We start from the raw sequence: 15748 nt of genomic DNA, 5'->3' as shown, positions 1-15748 counted from the left end.
CAGAGAAGAGGGCCACGGCTTGTAACCGTGGCCCTCTGTCATGCCCTGCCGATGCTTCAGGCCGGCCGCGCCGCGCCCGTCTCTAGGAAGCCCACGAGGTCCGCCACCAGTGCCTCGGCCGTACCCGCGTCGAAGACGTCGGTCGCGTACTCCAGGAGCCCCTCCACTCCGGCGGGTTCTCCCGCCGGAGTGAACCGCTCGACCATCTTGTAGCACAGGTCGAACTTGGCAACGCCTAGCTCCACCGGCACGTTCTGGACGGTCAGGCCGTCCAGCAGAGGCGGCTCCGCCTCCTCCACCTGGAAGGCCAGCATCACCTGGGCCAGCGGGTGACAGTTGAGGGAACGGGCCGGATTGACCAGTTCCACCACGTGCTCGAAAGGCAGGTCTTGGTGCGCGAAGGCGCCCAGGTCGGTCTCCCGCGCCCGGTCCAGCAGCGTCGTGAAGTCCGGGTCGCCCGAGGCGTCGACGCGCAGCACCAGCGTCCTGACGAAGAAGCCCACGAGTTCGTCCAGCGCCGGGTCGCCCCGGTCGGACACCACCGCCGCCACCACGATGTCGTCCCCTGCGCCCCGGTCCGCGAGCAGCGCGCTCAGGGCGGCGTGCACGACGGTGAAGGTCGTGGTGCGCCGGCTCTGCGCGAGGGCGCGGACGGCGCCGTGCAGGGCGGGGCTCACCGAGAACGGCACGGCTGCCCCGGCCCCCGAGCGGATGCCGGGGCGTTCACGGTCCATCGGCAGCGGGATCGCGGCCGGCAGACCGGCGAGCTTCTCCTCCCAGTAGCGGTACTGCCGACGCAGCAGCCCATCGGGCCCGGTCTCCGGCGACGCGAAGAGGTCGCGCTGCCAGACGGCGTAGTCGGCGTACTGCACGGGCAGCGGCGCCCGGTCGGGGGCGCGGCCGGCCCTCCGGGCGCTGTATGCGGCGGCCAGGTCGCGCAGGAACGGGGCGAGAGAGACGCCGTCGCAGGCGATGTGGTGGATGACGACGAGCAGGACATGCGTGTCGTCGCCGAGGTGGAACAGTGTGCCCCGCACCGGCAGGTCTGTCGCCAGGTCGAACGGCACCCGGGCGGCGGCGCACAGCGCGGCATCCAGGTTGGCTGGCGCCACGGTGGTCTCGTCGAACCGCGGCACCGCGTCCGGGCCGTCGAGCACCCGCTGCCGGATCTGCCCGTCCTCCATGGCGAGGACGGTGCGCAGCACCTGGTGGCGGTCGAGGACGTCGGCGAGGGCGGCGCGCAGCGCGGGGACGTGGACGTCCCCGGTCAGGCGCAGCGCGAGCGGCTCGTTGTAGCGGGGGCTCGGTCCCTCCAACTGGTCGAGGACCCAAAGGCTCTGCTGGGCGAAGGAGGCGGGCGCGGGCTCGTCGCCGACGCGCGGGGCGACCGGCGGGCGGGCCGGCTCGACCCGAGTCAGCAGCGCATCGAGTTCCTCGACCGATGGGTTTCCGAGGACGTCGCCGAGGGGCAGCTCGACCTGGAACTCCTTGCGGACGCGGACGGTGAGTTCGGCGGCCAGCAGGGAGTGTCCGCCGACGTCGTAGAAGTTGTCGCGGACGCCCACGGCGGGCACGCCGAGCACCTCCGCGAAGATCCGGGCGAGCCGCTCCTGTTCGGCGGTACGAGGCCGGTCGGCATCGTCGGGGCCGGTGAACACCGGTTCGGGGAGCGCCCGTCGGTCCACTTTGCCGTTGGAGTTGAGCGGGAACTCCGGAACCACCGTGAAGGAGGCTGGGACCATCGCGGGCGGCAGCGTCCTGCGCAGCTCGGCGCGGGCCGCGGCGCCGAGGACCCCGGCGTCCGCGCCGGGCGCGGGGACCAGATAGGCGTCAATGCGCCGGTTGCCGGCCTCTCCGGCGGTGACCAGGACGACGTCGCGGACGCCGGGCGCGGCACGCAGGGCCGCCTCGATCTCGCCGAGTTCGACGCGCATCCCGCGGATCTTGATCTGGTGGTCGGTGCGGCCGAGGTACTCGATGGCCCCGTCGGCCCGTCGGCGCACCAGGTCTCCGGTCCGATACATCCGACTGCCGGGCGGACCGTACGGGTCGGGCAGGAAACGGTCGGCCGTGAGGCCGGGGCGGTCGAAGTAGCCGCGCGCCAGGCAAACGCCGGAGGCGTACAGCTCCCCCGCGACGCCGGACGGGACCAGCCGGAGCGCCTCGTCCATCACGTACACGGATGTGTTCCACACCGCCTGTCCGACCGGGGCGGTCGCCGGCCAGGCGGCCACGTCCTCCGGCAGGACATAGGAGGTCACGGCGTGCGTCTCGGTGGGGCCGTAGTGATTGTGCAGCCGGCGCCCGGGCCTCAGCCGGAAGAACTCCCGGAGCGCCTCGCTCAGCACGAGCGCCTCGCCGGCCTGCGCGACATGGGTGAGCGCCGGCAGGGCGCGGCCCTGCTCCAGCGCGGCCTGGCAGATCAGCTCGATGACGACGTTCGGCGCGAACAGGTCGGTGACCCCGTACTCCTCCAGCCACGGCACGAAGTCCTGCGGGCTGCGTCGCACATCCTCGGGGGCGATGGCCAGCGTCGCGCCGGACAGCAGCGCGGACAGCAGCTCCTGCACGGAGATGTCGAAACTGACGGAAGTGAACTGGACGGTGACGCGGCCGGGTTCGCTGGGCAGCTCATCGAGGTGCCAGGCCATCAGGTTGAGGACGGCGGCCTGCGTCATGAGGACGCCCTTGGGGCGGCCCGTGGATCCCGATGTGTAGAGCAGATACGCCGGTGTGCCACCGCCCACCGGGGCCGTCAGCTCAGCGGCGGACAGGTTCTCCGGGCTCTGCCCGGCGCAGGCCGACAGGCCCTCGTCGAGCACGAGCGGCGCGGGGCTACCGGCGGGCAGGAGCTCCGCGCTCGGGGCGTCCACGACCGTCACCACCGGTGCGGCGTCGGCTAGCATCAGGGCCACCCGCTCGGGCGGGAGTTCCGGGTCGATCGGCAGATAGGTGGCGCCGGTCTTGAGGACGGCGAGGAACGCCGTCACCGACAGCTCCGAACGCGGAAGCACGATCGCGACCACGCGCTCGGGCCCCGCTCCGGCCGCCGTCAGCGTGCGCGCCAGCCGGTTGGCCCGCGCGTTCAGCTTCGCGTACGTCCGCCGCCGCGGGCCGTCGACGACGGCGACGGCGTCGGCTGACAGCGCCGCCCGCCTCTCGAACCACTCGGCGAGGGTGCCCTCCGGTACGGCGCCCGCGAAGCCTTCGCCGATCAGGCCGGCGGCCTCGCCGGGCAGCAGGCAGTCGATGGTGTCGAGCCGGGCGTCCGGCGTGCGCACCGCGCGGGTGAGCACCCGCACCAAGCGGTCACACAGGGCCTGGGCATTGTCGCAGTCGAGCGCAGCGGCGGGGTAGGTGAGCCGCACCAGGGACCGTTGCGCCTCGGCGCCGGCGGCCGGCGCCGGGTGCAGAGAGAACCACAGTTCCTCGCCACGTCCCGGGGCTGGCGACGGCACGCTGTCCACGGCCGCGCCGACCTGGAAGAGCGGCAGGCGGTGCGTGCCGCGGGCGGTGTTAACGGTGGCCGCGAGCTCCTCGAACGGGATGCCGTCCTGGTCGGCGGCGGCCCGCTCGGCGGAGCGGACCGTCGCCACGAGCGCGTGGAAGTCGAGGTCCGCCGAGCCGGCGACCCGCAGCACCCGCACGCCGGTGGGCGTGCCCGGTACCGCGGTGCCGAGCGGCAGGTCGGCGCCGGCGCGCAGCAGGGTGAGCAGTGCGGCGACGCTGGCCGTGAACACGGTGGCGACGGTGATGTCCTCGTCGGGCTCCGCGTTCTCCACGAGGCTGGCCATGGCGCCGCCCGCAAAGTGGTCGAGCCGGCATTCGACGGTGGCCGTCCCCGGCGGGTCGGTCTCGCCGGACCGGCGCAGGCCGGGTATCTCGCTCTTCTCCGGCAGGTCGGCCAGGGCCTCGTGCCAGGGTTGGGGGTGACTCGGCGGGGTCGCCATGCGGTACTTCCCTCGTTCCGGGCCGCGGCACCGCGCCGCGGCCGTGGGTGGGCTGCGTGTGGGTGGGTGCGGCCCGGCTCGGGGGCCGGATCACCGGGGCCGGCTCAGCTGACGAGGACGGCCTTCATCACGTCGCCGGCGGCGACGTCGGCCAGCGCCTGGCCGTGGTCCTCCAGCGGGTAGCTAGTCACCAGGCTCGCCAGGTCGAACCGCTTCGTCAGGGCGGCCAGCAGCGAGACGTACTGCACCAAGTGGGCGCCGGTGAACGCCCAGGAACCGACCACGTCCAGCTGGCGCAGGACGATCTGGTGCGGGTTGATCGTGGTGTCACCGCTGTCGGTGTACTGGCCGACGACCAGGTACGAGCCGCCCCGCCGGGCCAAGCGGAGGCCCTGATCGATCGCGCCGGGCACCCCGGTGGCCTCGATGACCAGGTCGGCGCCCCGGCCGCCGGTCAACTCGGTGACCTCTGCCAGGACGGCGGCCTGGTCGGCCGCCGCCACGATGTTGACGTGGTGGTCGCCGATGCCCGCCTCGGCCGCGGCCTGGAGCCTCGGCTCGGGGCCGCCGACCAGGATCACCCGAGCGGCGCCGGAGAGCTGGGCGAGGGCCGCCGCGGCCAGGCCGACCGGCCCGCTGCCCTGGACCACAACCGTCTCGCCGACCCGGACCGGGCGGCGCTCGTACAGGGCGTGGACCATGGTCGGGCCCGCGCAGGCGAAGGCCATCGCGGCCACCGGGTCGATCCCATCCGGGACCTTCACCACGGTCGTGCCAGGCCGCAGGCAGATGTACTCCGCCCAGGAGCCCGACAGACCCGGTTCCTGGTCCGTGGGCCGGTTCACGCCGTACGTGCGGCGGCGCTCGCACAGGGTGGGCTCACGGTGGATCCGGCAGGGCACGCACTCGCCGCAGGCGATCGAGGAGGCCCACATCACTGTGTCGCCGGCCTTCAGAGGCGCGCCGTGGACGTCGTATCCGGCCCGCGCCCCCAGCTCGTGCACAGTGCCGAGGCCCTCGTGGCCGAGCACCAGCGGCGTGGGCACGTCCAAGTGCCCCTGCTGCAGGTGGAGGTCCGTGCCGCAGACCCCGCCGTAACGGCTCGCGACGATCATCCCGCCCTCCGGTGCCGGCGGGACCGGGAACTTCTGCAGTTCCAGCGGCCGGGCGAACTCGGTGAGGACGACGGCGCGTCCGGTGGCGCTCACGCCATCACCTCCACGGCCGGGATGATCACCTGGGAGGTCATCTCCAGTGGCGCGGTGTCCCGCCCGACCACGTACTCGGGGCGGGGCTCTCCCAGCGGCTGCGGCGTGTTGTCGACAGCGTTGTACGTCACGATCAGCAGCCGCCGCCGGAACGGGGCCATGTTGGGCGCGGAGCCGTGCACGATCTCCGGGTCGAACAGGACGACCGTGCCGGCCGTGCCCTTGGCGCTGATCAGGCCATGGCGGTCCACCAGGCCGGTCATGTCCGCCTGGGTGAGGGCGATGTCCTCCGGGTCGACGTGCTGCTCGGAGGCGGCCGGGCTGTCGCCGCGGCCCTTCTTCAGCAGACCGTCGCGGTGCGAGCCGGGGCAGAAGATCACAGGCCCGTTGAACTCGTTGACCTCGTCGAGGAAGACGCCGACGTTGACAAGCCGCGGCTCTTGGAGGTTGTCGGCCATCTGCCACGCGGCGAAGTCCTGGTGCCAGGACCAGCCGGCGCCGGAGAAGGCCGCCTTGGAATTGATCTTGAACTGGTAGATGTATGCCTCGCTGCCGAGGAGCTGCCGCACCGGCCCCAGGACCCTCGGGGAACGGATCAGGGCGGCGAACTCGGGCTGGCGCACGTGGGAGGCGTACACGGCTCGGACCTCGCCGCCGTCCCGCTCAACCACGCGCTGCTCACCCGGTACGAGAGCGTCCCGCTGGAAGGCGTCCTGCAGGGCCTCGGTCTCCTCCGGGGTGAACAGCTGGTCGAGAATCAGATAACCCTGAGTCCGGAATTGCTGTACCTGCTCTTGGCTGAGTTGCATGTGATCACTCTGCTCACGGGTTGGGGGTGTCAGGACCAGATCTGGAGCGGGCCGCGCCCGGTCACGCCCAGGAAGAACGAAAGACTCACCCGGCGGCCCTCGCCGCCGATCTCGTTGACCGCGTGAAGGTTGCGGGAGTCGAAGATCACCGCGTCACCGGTCTGCGGGCGGACCACCGCCACCGGCTCCTCCTCGACGACCTTCTCGTCATAGCCGTAGCCGTCACGGAAGGACTCGTCGGCCGGCCGCCAGCGGCGCCGGTAGACCCTGGTCTCGCCGCCCTGCTCGGGCATGGAGAGGTACCAGTTGAGGGTCAGGAAGCTGGCCGGGGTCTCGTCGAGGATATCCGGGAACTCCCGGACGATCTCGTCGAAGTGGAGCTTGGCGCCGTTCGGGATCTCGCGGATCATGCCGGCGAACATGTCGCGGCCCTTCGAACGGGCGGGCACGATCTCGTCGCCCCAGGCCCAGCCGACCCGGTCCACGGCCAGGTCCATCGGGTCGGACCCGTGGTAGAGCTTGCCGCGCAACCTGCGCGCCTCGTCTGCGATCTTCCAGTAGTCCTCAGTCAGCGTGTGCGCGCCGTAGAAGTCGTAAGCAGCCGGGCCAATCTTGGCGATGGGCGGGAAGATCAGGTTCTCGTCGTAGGCGCCGAACTCGCGGTGGTCCAGGCCCTCCATGATGTCGACACACTCCTCCCGCGTGGAGAAGCCGCGGATCCGGACCGCACCGAGCACGCCGACGGCTAGGCGGAGGATGTGGTCACGGGTCAGCTCGTCGACCGTCTCGGCGTCGAAGAGGGTGAAGATCGGCGACGCGTTGGTGCTGACGTCCTGGAGGTCGAGGTCAGGCATCCTGCACCTGCTTCTGCATGAAGGTACGGAGGCTGAGCGGACGCATGTCCGTCCACAGTGCCTCGATCCGGCTCAGGCACTCCTCCTTCGCGGCGGCCTCGCCGACGGACTCCCAGCCGGGCGGGAGCTCGCGGTCGGCCCGCCAGATCGAGTACTGCTCCTCGTGGTTGAGGACCACGAAATACTGCTCTTGCGTCAGGGTCGTGTCACTCATGAATGGCTCCAATGGAAAGGGGGAAGAGGGGACGGTCGGCGTCGGAGAGGCCGCGGGGGTCGTCCTCGGTGATCAGGCTGAGCCCTGCCACGTACTCGATAAAGTCGCGCTCGCCGTGCTCCGTCGCGCGGGCCAGGGCCACGGCGGCGTTCCTGCGGTCGGTGTCGTCGCGGTCCTGCGACAGCTTGAAGCGGCCCACGATCTCGTCGATCTCGAACTCGAACCCGACGATGCCGCCGATGATCCGGTCGATGCGCGGGTCCTCGGCGCGCAGCCGGTTGTCCGGTTCGGAGTGCTCGGCGATCCCGATCAGGCCGCGGACTAGCTCGGCGCGGTCCTCGATCACCCGGACCCGGCCGCGGACATGCACCGACATGGAGTTCCAGGTGGGCAGCGGGTCGCTCTCGAACAGGGCTGGCGGCATGTAGGCATTGGGGCCGTGGAAGACGGCGAGCATACGACGGCCGTCGATGAGCGCGGCATGCTCGTTCAACCGGTCCAGGTGGCCAAAGAGGACGCCCTTCGAGCCGCGGGACCGGTCCAGGATCAGCGGGAGGTGGGTGGCGAAGGGCTCGTCGCCGGAGCGCGCCGAGATCAGCGTGGCGAACCGGAAGCGTTCCATCAGCGCGTAGAGCTTCTCCTGGTCGTGCTCCAGATACCAGCTCGGCGGATACACGGCAACACCGGATGCGACGTGCGCGGCCTGCACGCCGTGCGCGGCCGAGGCGTCGACCGGATCTGCCGTGGGCGGCGACATCACCGGGCAGCCGCCGATGCGGGTCGGTACACGGTCGGCGATGTCGTCCACGATCTCCTTGGACCGGAACGGCAGCAACGACAGCAACGTGTCGCCGAGGCCGAACTGTGCCTCGCCAAAGCCCTGCAGGTAGAGCCCGGCCCGCAGGTCAGAGGTGGTACGCGCCCGGTAGGCGCGGTTGAGGGAGACGCCGGAGCCGCCCTGCTCACCCACCAGGTACGGCAGAACGTCGGCGAAGATCTCGGGGTCGAGCGAGCGGTCGTAACCGGTCGCGAGCACCACGCCGTCGCAGTACAGCAGCTCGTCCGGACGCTCGTCGAGCCGCCCTTCGAGGGTAGCGACCAGGCCCTCGGCGTCCTCCCGAACCGAGCCGAGCCGGGAGAAAGAGTGCATGTGCAGCCGGCGCCGGCCCTTGACCGCGTCAAGATAGTCGGTGTTGAAGAGGCGCTCCAGCAGGTCCTCGCGGACCACGCCGTAGTTCGCGTCCCGCAGTTGCTTCGTGACGATCGCACGCTGCTCCGGTGCCATCCGGTAGAACGTGTCGGCGCTGCCGGAGTAGAACTGCTCGTTCACAAATGGGCTGTTGTCTGTCGGTTCGAGGGCGTAGCCGGAGACGACAACGTGCACCTCGGCCCGGTCGTATTGGCCGAGGATGTACTCGGCGATCTCGCCCGCGCTCTGCCCGCCGCCGACGATCACGAAGCGGTGCGGCGCGTCCCGGTCCTTGAACTGCTCGGGGAAGCGGGTGAGGAACTCGCTGGAGTGGATGACCTCCGGCACGTCGACGACACCGTCGGGGCGGCCGGCCCGGCCGCCGCCGGCGTGTACCACGTTGCGGGCGTAGTAGGTCACGCAGTCACCGGTGACTACGTCCCGCGTGTCGACACGGAACAGCGACAGGGTGCTGCCGCCCGCCGTCACCGGCGTCACCTTGTTCACCTGCGTGCCGAAGCGGACCTGGTCGGTGAAGTCCTCGGCGACCCACTTCAGGTAGTCGTCGTACTCGATCCGGGTCGGGCGGAACTCGTTGAGGTTGACGAACCGCTCCAAGCGGCCCTTCGCCTTGGTGTACTGGAGGAACGAGTACGGGCTGGCAGGGTTCCGCAGCGACACGAGGTCCTTGAGGAACGAGATCTGCATCCGCGCACCGTCAATGAGCATGCCCGGGTGCCAGGCGACACCCTCGCGGCGCTCCAGGAACAGGCACGACAGAGGCAGCTTCTGCTCCCGCGCGCACACGGCGAGAGCCAGGTTCGAAGGGCCGAAACCTATGCCCAGGAGATCGTAGGGGCGTTCCGCGCTGGTTCCCACCAGCGCCTCGCCCCCGTGGGTCGTGCCTTCATTTCTCACAACTTTCTCCTCTAGACCAGTCCGCTTACACAGGGAGCGATTTCCTGATGATGCCCGCACCACTCGGCCGGCGTGTTCGACTGTGCTGCATGGTCGAACACCACAACTGACTGCCGTTCTCAGACGCCTAGGCGGCTCTTCACCTCGGCGAAATAGGGAATGTGCCGGTAGTCGCGGGACTCGGCGTCATAGTCGGTGTACCGGTTCGTGAATTCGAGAAGGCGCTGCTTTATGACGTCCACCGGATCCTGATGGATTCTGGATTCGATGCTCTCGATCTCCGAAAGGAAGTCGCGCAGCACTTCCGGCAGCCTCTCGGCGAGCTGGATCCGGCCGTTCACGATCCCGATGCCGCCGTTTCCTTCGAGGTAGTTGAAAAGCAGCTGGGAGGCAACCGCGTCGTAGTTCGGCCGCGGAATTCCCTCCACTGCGTAACGGAGCAGCCGCTCGGCGAGAATGAACTCGTACGCAGCCTTCGCCTCTTCGCGTGGCAGCTTCATGTCGTTGAGGCACACGAGCATGCCGGAAACGTCGACCCGCAGCTCCTCCAGGCCGGCCAGCGGCTTCAGCTTCTTCGCCGCCAGGTAATCCGGAATCGGCATGTCGCCCTGCCGGTGGTGGTACTCGTGCAGCCGCACCCACCAGGACGAGGCCTGCTCGACCTTCGTGTCGGAAGCACCCTGGATCAGTGGGAAGCTGCCCGGCTCCATCACCTCGTCGATGAGGAGGCGGGTGATCCGGTTGTGCCGCTCCAGGAACTTGTCGATGAAGTAGAAGATGAGGTCGTCCGGCTGCTGGATGCCGTCGATGTGGTTCTCCGGGAAGAGCGCCACGACGACCCGGGAATCGAATCCGCTAGTCTTCCCCGTGATGTTCACAGGCATGGTGTTACTCGCGTAGCGCTCCGCCAGGTACGGGTCCGTCGGCAGCGTTTCGTACGTTAGGCAGTCGAGGTTCAGCCTCGGGAAGTAAGACGCGTCGAACAGTGAGAATATGACGTTGTCCCGCTGCTTATTAATGTGAGCCTTGGTGGCCTCGATACGGTTTCCCGGAACGAAGACGTCCAAGTCGTCGAGAAGGGCCTGGACCGCCGGCAGGCTGCGCAATGCCCGGCTGGCACCGAGCTTGCGCGAGAGTTCCTTGATCTCTCTCTCGTCCCGCAGGAACTGTCGTTCGGGCAAGGTCGCCCTGATGCCCTCTACTTCGGCGAATACCTCGGTCATGTCACCCATGAAAAACCTTCCGGGAATGCACCCCAGCGGTCTCCCGAACGGACCGACCACGGGGATGGTGAATGGCTTCCGCAGCTGTTGCGCGTACGGCACGGAATCAGCAGGCGTCGCGGTTGCGCTCTTCCAACGCGGTGGCGAAGTCCAGCCAGGCGTAGGCGTACTCACGGGCGAGCGCCGCCACCGGGTCAATGTTGTGGAAGGGGATCCGCTCGGCGACCTCGGGGCATGCGGCCACGCCACGCCGGCAGCCGTCGAGCCAGCGGATCAGCCGCCGGCCGATGTTGTTATAGCGCAGCGACGGGTCCTTGGTCAGGGTCGCGATGATCGCGGCGGGATCGGCGGGAGCCTCCCGTTCCGGTTCGGGCAGCTGCCGTGGCGGGACCATGCGGTCCGGCACGCCGGTCTCGAAGTCCGTCTCCGCCTGTACCCGACGACGCCGGGACACCGGTTCCTGGCCCGCCAGGACCCGCTTGCGCACGTCGTGCACGGTCGACGGCGACACCCCAACCCGCTGCGCGATCTCACGTATGGACGCGGTCGGGTCGCTCTTCAGCAGCTCGTACACCTTCATCCGGCCGCTGGAGCCGTCGACGGGCCGTGCGCGGCCGTCCTTGCCGACCCGGACGCCGACCGATCCCGTCTCCGCCGTCAGCGGGCCCCGAATCCGCCCGATGGTGCCGGCCGACAGACCGGTCACGGAAGCGATCACGCGGTTCGACCAGTGGGCGTGGGAGACGACGAGCCGCGCGGCCGCGGCGGTGCGGTCGGCATGCGAGAGCAGCAGTCCGCAGCCGTGCATGGTGTTCAGCCGGACCGCGAGCACGAACGCCTCGTCGGTACTGCCCTCGAACAGTCGGGCGGTGATCTCGGAGCGGCCGCGGAGGATGGCGGCGCGCACCCGGTGGTTTCCGTCCACGACTTGCATGGTGCGCGCGTCCACAACGATCGGGGGCAGGCTGTCGGCGGCGGTCGCCAGCATGCGACAGTGCGCCTCGTTGAGGCCGCCGCCGCGCGGCGAGTCGCCAAAGCGCAGCGAACAGATCGGGACGGAGACGGTCGGGGTGTCATCCGTGTCCGCATCGAGGACGTCGTCTGACAGGGATTCCGGCAGGTTCAGGGAGATGCTCACGTGTTCCGTTCTTCCGGGCAATTCCACTGCGACATCACGCACCTGTAGATGCAATTTCGCAGCTCGTTTGGTGCCGTTTATCGCTTGGCGCCGTGCACGAAGCAGGAGTCGACGTGCCAGCCCGCCAGGTACGGCACGACCAGCACGAGGCGCCAGCACAGGACTAGCGCGGATGTCGCCGCCTGTGTCTCGTCGCCCGCGCCCATGAAGAGGACCGCCGAGAAGCCGTCCGCTGTGTCGGCGATCCGCACGTGCTCCAAGCCCTCGCCCACCTGCGCGTGCACCCAGAACGCATCAGTCAGCGAGGCACTGTCAACGGAGGGTTTTACCTGTTCAGCGCCTTCTTTGAAGACGACCATGACCGCGTACATGGGGTGGTCTTCGATCAGCGGCGGGGTCGCTCAGCCCCAGCCGAAGCCGGGCTCGGGGGACGTCACGGTCGCTATGCCCTTGCCGTCGGCGACGACGGCCGCCGGGACTGTGCCGGCGGCGACAACGTCGACGGCGGCCACGGCGGCCACGGTGGGAACCAGGGTTCCGGCGACCGCGGCGGCGGCGACGAGGGCACGGACGGCGATGGGCTGCAAGCTCTTCACGATTTTCCTTCTGGGGTTCTGACGGTCCAATGAACAGTCGGCCGCCGGGAAATTCAGCCGCTCTGACGTCCGCTCGTGAAGAATCTTGTCCGCCGCCCACGCTGCTGTCAGTACATGACAGGTTGCAGCATGAGGCCAGGCCGGATCGGGCCGCACCGAGACAGGGGGCATCCCCCTGCCGACCTTGCATGTTGCGGGGCTGGCCACACCCGGCCATGCACATTCGTGCCACCCCCTGAGGGCGCTCCGCCGAGGGCCGGGCCGCACGAAGCGGCCCGGCCCTCGGCGTCCTCGGCTAGGAGTTGTCCGGCCGATCATGTGACTACTCCGTGTCCGGGTCGTTGATGTGGACATGGGGCGGGGTGATCTGACAGATGCTGGGTGGGAACGGCTGCGACCGTTCCTGCCGGTCAGCAACAGGCGTTGTGGCAGGTGGCGGGATCACCGGCAGGTGATCGACGGGATTTTGCACCGGGTGCGGACCGGCGTGCAGTGGCGTGATCTGCCCGAACGGTTCGGCCCGTGGAAGACCGTCTACGAACGCCACCGGCTGTGGTCGGCCGACGGGACGTGGGAGCGCCTGCTCCAGCAGGTCCAGGCCGCCGCGGACGCGGCGGGTGAGATCGACTGGGACATCTCGGTCGACTCCACCATCGTGCGGGCGCACCAGCATGCAGCGGGTGCCCGCACCGACCCACCGCCGGCTCCCGCATCAAAGGGGGCCGAAGGACCAGAACATCAGGACGAAACACCGTGGCAGAGCCTGCACGCCCGCCTGGTGGAGGTGGTGCGCGAGGCGAGGGCCTGGGCCGCTCGCGCGGCGGGTTCACCACCAAGCTCCACCTGAGCGCCGACGGCCGCTGCCGGCCACTGTCTCTGATTGTCACGCCAGGGCAGCGGGCGGACTGCACCCAGTTCGAGCCGGTGCTGGAGAAGATCCGCGTCCCGAAGCCCGGGCCTGGAAGGCCCCGTAAGAAGCCGGACAGCGTCGCGGCCGACAAGGCCTACAGCCAGACCTGGAAGGAGTCCACTGACCCGGACTTCGACGCCAAGCTGGACCGCATCGAGTACGTGCTCCACGAGCGCCCGGACCGGACCTTCGCCTTCGACGAGTTCGGGCCGCTGGGCATCCGCCCGACCGCCGGGGCCTGCTGGGCCGAGCCTGGCAGGCCGGACCGGTTGCCGGCGACCTATCACCGCACTCACGGTCACGGCACCCGCTACTTCCATGGCTGCTGCTCGGTCGGCGACGACACCCTGTGGGGCGTCAACAGACGCCGCAAGGGCATCGGCCCGACTTGGGCCGCGCTCAAGAGCATCCGTGCGGCCCGGCCGGACGGCGCCCCGGTCTATGTGATCCTGGACAATCTCTCCGCCCACAAGAACGGGCGTATGCGCCGCTGGGGGACGAGGAACAAGGTCGAGCTGTGCTTCACCCCGACGAACGCGTCCTGGGCCAACCCGATCGAGGCACACTTCGGGCCGCTGCGGCAATTCACCCTGGCCAACTCCCACCACCCCAACCACACCGTCCAGGCCCGCCAGTTGCACCGCTATCTGCGCTGGCGCAACCAGAACCCCCTCCACCCCGACGCCCTGGCCGCACAGCGCCGCGAACGCGCCCGCATCCGCATCGAGAAGGGCATTCGCTGGGGCGGACGCCCCCTCGCCGCCACAGCCCGACCCAAGTGAGGGATCCCGCCGTGCCCGGATGTGGAGATCAGACAGCGGCCAGGCTCTTCGCCATGACCCGCTTCCTGCCAACGCCATCGGGCAGAAGATCGCCGGGCTCACCCGTGTCCGTGAAACCGTGCCGCTCATAGAGCGCGGTCGCCTCGCGGTTGTCCGGCATGACGGACAACCGCAGCATCGTGGCACCGCCCTCCGCCGCCCACCGCTCGACCGCCTGGATCAGGCAGTCACCCACGCCCTTGCCCCGAGCCGTGGGATTGACCCACATCGAGATCAACTCCACGTTCCCTGCTCCCTCGCCCGGCACTCCGCTGGCCATGCCCACCGGAAAGCCGTCGAGGAGCGCGACGAGATCGTGCGCGCCAGGAATCGACAGACGGGCACGCCAGCGTTCCTCTCGGTCGCCGGAGCCCTGCCACTGGGCCAGCGTCGACCCGAACGCGTAGGGCGCCTCAGCAAGCGCGGCCAGTCGCAACTCCCGCCAAAGGGGCCAGTCGTCTGATTCCAAAGTGCGCAGTTCAAGCGTGATCCAGACCCTGCCCGCCCGCCGGGGCGGACAGCAAGTTGATTACAACCATGCAAACGAGGTCGCTCAGCCCTGCGACCAACCGAAACCGGGGAGCAACGGTGACTCACGCACCCGCAGACCACGAGACCTCGGTGAACCAATCCGGTCACGGCCTAGCGATGCCCCGTCAGCTGGGCCATACCCTCGGTCGCGATCCGCTCGAAGACCTCCTCCGAGGCTTCGAACATCGAGTCTGGCACGGGTGCGTGGATCACGATCTCTGTGAACCCGAGGGCGTAGTACTTGCCCGCGAAGTCCACGAACGCATCAAGGGACTCCAGCGGCCTGTCCGGCGTGACTCCGGTGAGCAGGATCCGGTTGAGTGCCGCCACGTCACGTCCCTCCGCCACGCACGCGTCGTCAAACCGGGCCATCTGCTCACGGATCGCCTCCAGCGACTGCTCGGGCGTGCCGCCGTTCTGCCAGAGCTTCATGTCGCCGAAGGTGACCCACGCCTGACCGTGGCGGGCCGCGACGCGCATGGCCTGCGGCCCCGTGGCGGCGACCGCGAAGGGAATGCGCGGGCGCTGCAGGCAGCCGGGGATGTTACGCGCCTCAAAGGCGGAGTAGAAGGTGCCTTCGTGACTGACGGCGTCCTCCGTGAGGAGCCGTTCGAGTAGCGGCACGAACTCGGCGAAACGGTCCGCCCGTTCCTTCGGCGACCACGGCTCCTGGCCCAGCACGGTCGCATCGAACCCGGCGGCGCCGGCGCCGACGCCGAGCGTGACCCGGCCCCCAGAAACGTCGTCCAGGGTGAGCAGTTCCTTGGCCATGGTCACCGGGTGACGGAAGTTGGGCGAGGTCACCATCGTGCCGAGCCGCAGCCGCTCGGTAACGCCCGCAGCGGCGGTCAGAGTCGGTATCGCACCGAACCAGGTGCGGTCGCGCAGGTTGCGCCAGGACAGGTGGTCATAGGTGTACGCGGCGTGGAAGCCGAGCCGTTCGGCCCGCACCCACTGGTCACGGCCGCCATCGTTCCACCGGCGGACAGGAAGGATCACAGTACTCAGTCGCATGCGCCTGACTCTAGAGGGTGTCGGCGTACGGACTTCTCTGGCTCTGGCAAGATTTTCGTTTGCGCCGTGAGGCGCTGTTGGTTCGAGTGGAGGTGGAAGACCTGCACCAACCCGCTGTCGCAGCAGTCGGGTTGAAGCTGAGGGCAGTCTGATCCGGGTGATGCCGGGGAGGGCGAGAGCGGCCCTGACAAAGCCGGGACGTACCCAGAACCGCCAGATGGGGCGGGTCCGGCAAGCGTGATGGAGAGGAGTACGCGAGGAACCGGCGTTTTACGTCTCTAAGACCGTGTCCTATGTGGTGAGGCGGACGAGTCGTTTGTAGCAGCAGAGGGCGGCGGCGAGGCCGAGAAAGGCCAGGTAGTTGCGGGGGTTT

Annotated in this window: 12 protein-coding genes and 2 pseudogenes; 2 read left to right on the top strand and 12 right to left on the bottom strand. The window is 69.3% G+C overall.

Going from position 1 to position 15748, the window contains the following annotated elements:
• Positions 1–56 precede the first annotated feature (56 nt).
• The 10 genes from ACFVXJ_RS29790 to ACFVXJ_RS29745 all read right to left on the bottom strand — a co-directional run bounded on the left by ACFVXJ_RS29790 (position 57) and on the right by ACFVXJ_RS29745 (position 12099).
• Positions 57–3950, bottom strand: coding sequence for an amino acid adenylation domain-containing protein (locus tag ACFVXJ_RS29790; protein WP_389666398.1), 3894 nt, complete (start codon positions 3948–3950; stop codon positions 57–59).
• A gap of 104 nt (positions 3951–4054) precedes the next feature.
• Positions 4055–5158, bottom strand: coding sequence for a zinc-binding dehydrogenase (locus ACFVXJ_RS29785; RefSeq protein ID WP_389666396.1), 1104 nt, complete (start codon positions 5156–5158; stop codon positions 4055–4057).
• Positions 5155–5967, bottom strand: coding sequence for a phytanoyl-CoA dioxygenase family protein (locus ACFVXJ_RS29780; RefSeq protein WP_389666394.1), 813 nt, complete (start codon positions 5965–5967; stop codon positions 5155–5157). The genes ACFVXJ_RS29785 and ACFVXJ_RS29780 overlap by 4 nt, the downstream gene beginning before the upstream one ends.
• A gap of 29 nt (positions 5968–5996) precedes the next feature.
• Positions 5997–6821 carry a putative 2OG-Fe(II) oxygenase gene (locus tag ACFVXJ_RS29775; protein WP_389666392.1) on the bottom strand — a complete coding sequence of 275 codons (825 nt, stop codon included), beginning with the start codon at positions 6819–6821 and terminating at the stop codon, positions 5997–5999.
• Complete coding sequence (locus ACFVXJ_RS29770; RefSeq protein WP_389666391.1) at positions 6814–7035, bottom strand: MbtH family protein; 222 nt, start codon at positions 7033–7035, stop codon at positions 6814–6816. Before ACFVXJ_RS29770 ends, ACFVXJ_RS29775 begins: the two co-directional genes overlap by 8 nt.
• Positions 7028–9142, bottom strand: coding sequence for a SidA/IucD/PvdA family monooxygenase (locus ACFVXJ_RS29765; RefSeq protein ID WP_389666389.1), 2115 nt, complete (start codon positions 9140–9142; stop codon positions 7028–7030). Before ACFVXJ_RS29765 ends, ACFVXJ_RS29770 begins: the two co-directional genes overlap by 8 nt.
• A gap of 119 nt (positions 9143–9261) precedes the next feature.
• Positions 9262–10365 (bottom strand): DUF6421 family protein, encoded by a 1104-nt coding sequence (locus tag ACFVXJ_RS29760; protein WP_389666387.1) that lies wholly within the window; start codon positions 10363–10365, stop codon positions 9262–9264.
• Between the two features lie 106 nt (positions 10366–10471).
• On the bottom strand, positions 10472–11503 hold the full coding sequence (locus ACFVXJ_RS29755; RefSeq protein WP_389666385.1) for a winged helix-turn-helix transcriptional regulator: 1032 nt from the start codon (positions 11501–11503) through the stop codon (positions 10472–10474).
• A gap of 77 nt (positions 11504–11580) precedes the next feature.
• Positions 11581–11787, bottom strand: a complete 207-nt coding sequence (locus ACFVXJ_RS29750) for a hypothetical protein (RefSeq protein WP_389666383.1) — start codon at positions 11785–11787, stop codon at positions 11581–11583.
• 117 nt (positions 11788–11904) lie between these two features.
• Positions 11905–12099 (bottom strand): hypothetical protein, encoded by a 195-nt coding sequence (locus ACFVXJ_RS29745; RefSeq protein WP_389666381.1) that lies wholly within the window; start codon positions 12097–12099, stop codon positions 11905–11907.
• Positions 12100–12451: 352 nt separating this feature from the next.
• Here ACFVXJ_RS29745 and ACFVXJ_RS29740 point away from each other — a divergent pair.
• Both ACFVXJ_RS29740 and ACFVXJ_RS29735 read left to right on the top strand, forming a co-directional pair.
• A pseudogene (locus ACFVXJ_RS29740) lies at positions 12452–13116 on the top strand (IS5 family transposase); the annotation flags it as partial.
• Positions 13108–13791 (top strand): annotated as a pseudogene (locus ACFVXJ_RS29735) (transposase); the annotation flags it as partial. The pseudogenes ACFVXJ_RS29740 and ACFVXJ_RS29735, both read left to right, overlap by 9 nt.
• A gap of 28 nt (positions 13792–13819) precedes the next feature.
• Here ACFVXJ_RS29735 and ACFVXJ_RS29730 read toward each other — a convergent pair.
• Both ACFVXJ_RS29730 and ACFVXJ_RS29725 read right to left on the bottom strand, forming a co-directional pair.
• Positions 13820–14320, bottom strand: a complete 501-nt coding sequence (locus ACFVXJ_RS29730) for a GNAT family N-acetyltransferase (RefSeq protein WP_389666471.1) — start codon at positions 14318–14320, stop codon at positions 13820–13822.
• Positions 14321–14472: 152 nt separating this feature from the next.
• Entirely contained in the window at positions 14473–15375 is a 903-nt protein-coding gene (locus ACFVXJ_RS29725; RefSeq protein WP_389666379.1) for an LLM class flavin-dependent oxidoreductase, read from the bottom strand.
• Between the last annotated feature and the right edge of the window lie 373 nt (positions 15376–15748).

The organism is Streptomyces sp. NPDC058279 (assembly GCF_042881255.1).
GTDB lineage: Bacteria > Actinomycetota > Actinomycetes > Streptomycetales > Streptomycetaceae > Streptomyces.
The sequence above is the reverse complement of the archived record's forward strand: the minus strand, read 5'-3'. Positions and strand labels throughout refer to the sequence as shown.

What these genes read in the sequence shown, in the direction of transcription:
- ACFVXJ_RS29790 (WP_389666398.1), bottom strand. Translation starts at nt 3,950, where the DNA reads ATGGCGACCCCGCCGAGTCACCCCCAACCCTGGCACGAGGCCCTGGCC.
- ACFVXJ_RS29780 (WP_389666394.1), bottom strand. Translation starts at nt 5,967, where the DNA reads ATGCAACTCAGCCAAGAGCAGGTACAGCAATTCCGGACTCAGGGTTAT.
- ACFVXJ_RS29775 (WP_389666392.1), bottom strand. Translation starts at nt 6,821, where the DNA reads ATGCCTGACCTCGACCTCCAGGACGTCAGCACCAACGCGTCGCCGATC.
- ACFVXJ_RS29770 (WP_389666391.1), bottom strand. Translation starts at nt 7,035, where the DNA reads ATGAGTGACACGACCCTGACGCAAGAGCAGTATTTCGTGGTCCTCAAC.
- ACFVXJ_RS29760 (WP_389666387.1), bottom strand. Translation starts at nt 10,365, where the DNA reads ATGACCGAGGTATTCGCCGAAGTAGAGGGCATCAGGGCGACCTTGCCC.
- ACFVXJ_RS29725 (WP_389666379.1), bottom strand. Translation starts at nt 15,375, where the DNA reads ATGCGACTGAGTACTGTGATCCTTCCTGTCCGCCGGTGGAACGATGGC.